The organism is Streptomyces sp. NPDC054840, assembly GCF_053611065.1.
In genome coordinates this window covers 1-2,754 of record NZ_JBSGZP010000834.1, presented here as the reverse complement: position 1 = coordinate 2,754, position 2,754 = coordinate 1, and the positions used below count along the sequence as shown (strand labels likewise).

Genomic DNA, 2,754 nt, shown 5'->3' with positions numbered 1-2,754 from the left:
GGCGGCCCGCTGCGGCCCCTGCGCTACGAGTTCCTCCGGGCCTTCGGGACCGCCACCCCCGTACTCACCGCCGCCCTCGTCGTCGTCGCCTCCGTCCTCACCACCCTGGTTCTGGCCCGGGCCGGGCAGACCACGCAGAACCGACTGCTCGCCGCCTGGCCCGAACTGCTGCCGCTGCCGCCCGCCGCCCTGGGCGCGGGACTGCTCGGCGCGCTGGCCTTCGGTGAGGAGTACCGATACCCCGCACTCGCCGCCGACCGGGGCACCGTGCCCCGCCGGATGGGACTCCTCGCCGCCAAGCTGGGCATCTGCGCCGCCCTCGCCCTGCTGCTGGGCGCCCTGACGGTGGCCGCCGACGCCGCGGCCCTCGCGCTCGTCTTCGACAGCGGCCCGCTGCGCCTGCCGGTGGAGTGGCTCTCCCCGGCCGTGAGTTGGACCGGGCTGCTCATCGGCTGCGCCTGGGCCGGCGTACTGGCCTCCGGCGTCTTCCGGTCCGCCACCGCGGGGCTGGCCGCGGTGCTCGCCGTACCGGTGATGGTGGTTCCGCTGGTGCGCAAGGCGCTGGAGGGAACCTCCGCGTACCCGTCGACCGGGCTCGCGGCCCGCCTGCGCGGCCTGACCTGGGGGCAGTGGCCGCCGGAGGTCGACCGCCTGCTGGTGGGGGCCCTGCGGGTGATGGCCCAACCCGTCGGGACCGCGCTGGTGTTGTCGCTGATGGTCCTGTTGTGCGCCTATGGGTTCACCGGACTGCGCAGCCGGGTCCGTTGGTGATCGTTCCGGTTCAGGAGAAGTCGCGGAGGGGACTATTGCGGTCCGTGTCACGTCAAGCGGACCGCAACTCCCCGAAAAAGCCCCGATTCTTTCCGATAAGTCGTCAATTGCGTACGTGGCACCGATCACCCTTTCGTGTGCTTTTCACCAAAGACCTCAAGGGTCGTGGGGGCACGGCCGACAAAGGATTCGTGAGTACCCTTGCGCACACCATGATGACCGCCGCCCGCCACGCCGACTCCGGCCTCGCCGGCCCGGGCGAGCTCAACCGCTACCCCTACGCGGAGACCCCCGGGTCCGACCGCGTCGGAGCTCCCCACTGGGACGGCGCCGACGTCGAGTTGAGCCGCGTGGGCCGCCGGGCGGCAGGCAGCCGCGGCCGCGGACTGCACGGCCAACTCGTCCAGCAGCTCGGCCAGATGATCGTCTCCGGTGACCTCGGTGCGGACCGCCCGCTCGTCCCTGAGGAGATCGGCCAGCGTTTCGAGGTCTCCCGCACGGTGGTCCGCGAATCGCTGCGGGTCCTGGAGGCCAAGGGCCTCGTCAGCGCCCGCCCCAACGTCGGCACCCGCGTCCGTCCCGTCGCCGACTGGAACCTGCTCGATCCCGACATCATCGAATGGCGCGCGTTCGGCCCGCAGCGCGACGACCAGCGCCGCGAGCTCGGTGAGCTCCGCTGGACGATCGAACCGCTCGCCGCCCGCCTCGCCGCCGGACACGGCCGCCCGGACATCCAGCAGCGCCTCGCGGACATGGTCGAGATCATGGGCCACGCCCTCGGCCAGGGCGACGCGATCACCTTCGCGCGCGCCGACAACGAATTCCACGCGCTCCTCATCCAGGTCGCCGGGAACCGCATGCTGGAGCACCTCTCCGGCATCGTCTCCGCCGCCCTCCAGATCTCCGGCAGCCCGATCACCGCCTGCGACCGCCCGAGCGAGACCTGCGTCGCTCACCACGCCCGGATGGTCGAGGCCCTCGCCGCGGGTGACGCGATGGGCGCCGAGAACGCCATGCGTCAGCTGCTGACGGTTCACCCGGAGGTCGAGCGCGTGGTCCCCGCCCCGCGCGAGCACTGAGGGCGGACGCGCGGGGGCGCGGGGGTGCAGAAATATGTCGCCGGGCCCGATCGGGTCCGGCGACACCGGCGTGAGGCCCCGTTTCGGGGCGGTTCGGCGCCCGCGACACCCGGGTTCGACCACGGGAGCGGCACTCCTGCGTACGGGGTGTGACTCGGGCCACGAAGATTGGGCGTAACGCTCTGCGAGGTCACGCGATGACGTAAGAGGTGATGGCCGACGGAGGGAAGACAGCAGCCCTTGGGGGTGCTGTACAGCTCCCCGGCCCCAGCCCGCGCCGCCGGCCCATCCCCGGTCGGTGGTCGTCGGCTCCGGTCCAGCACCACCAGGCCCGGGGCCGGAAGCCGTTCCCATCGTTCCGAGAGGTTGTTCGTGTCGGCCAGCACATCCCGTACGCTCCCGCCGGAGATCGCCGATTCCGAGTCCGTGATGGCGCTCATCGAGCGGGGCAAGGCCGAGGGGCAGATCGCCGGCGATGACGTGCGTCGGGCCTTCGAGGCTGACCAGATTCCTGCGACCCAGTGGAAGAATGTTCTGCGCAGCCTCAACCAGATCCTCGAGGAAGAGGGTGTGACGCTGATGGTCAGTGCCGCGGAGTCGCCCAAGCGCGCCACCCGCAAGAGCGTCGCAGCCAAGAGCCCGGCCAAGCGGGCGGCCACCGAGACCGTCAAGAAGACGGCGGCCAGGACGACGGCAGCGCAGCCCGCGGCGGCTGCGGCCCCGGCAGCCGGGGCGGCGGATCCGGAGGTCGTGGACGCGCTCGCGGGAGAGCCCGGAACGGAGCCCGCCGCCAAGAAGACTGCGGCGAAGAAGACGGCGGCCAAGAAGGCCGCGCCCGCCAAGAAGACCGCTGCCAAGAAGACGGCTGCGAAGAAGACCGCCTCCAAGAAGGACGCGGACGAGG

The 2,754-nt window shown here is 71.9% G+C and carries 2 protein-coding genes and 1 pseudogene; all 3 read left to right on the top strand.

Features of this window, described 5'->3' with window-relative positions:
- The coding region (locus ACWGIU_RS34760) for an ABC transporter ATP-binding protein (RefSeq protein WP_453712091.1) at positions 1-771 on the top strand (771 nt) is incomplete at its 5' end.
- 191 nt (positions 772-962) lie between these two features.
- Positions 963-1,850, top strand: coding sequence for a FadR/GntR family transcriptional regulator (locus ACWGIU_RS34755; RefSeq protein WP_453712090.1), 888 nt, complete (start codon positions 963-965; stop codon positions 1,848-1,850).
- 372 nt (positions 1,851-2,222) lie between these two features.
- Positions 2,223-2,754, top strand: a pseudogene (locus ACWGIU_RS34750) (RNA polymerase sigma factor); the annotation flags it as partial.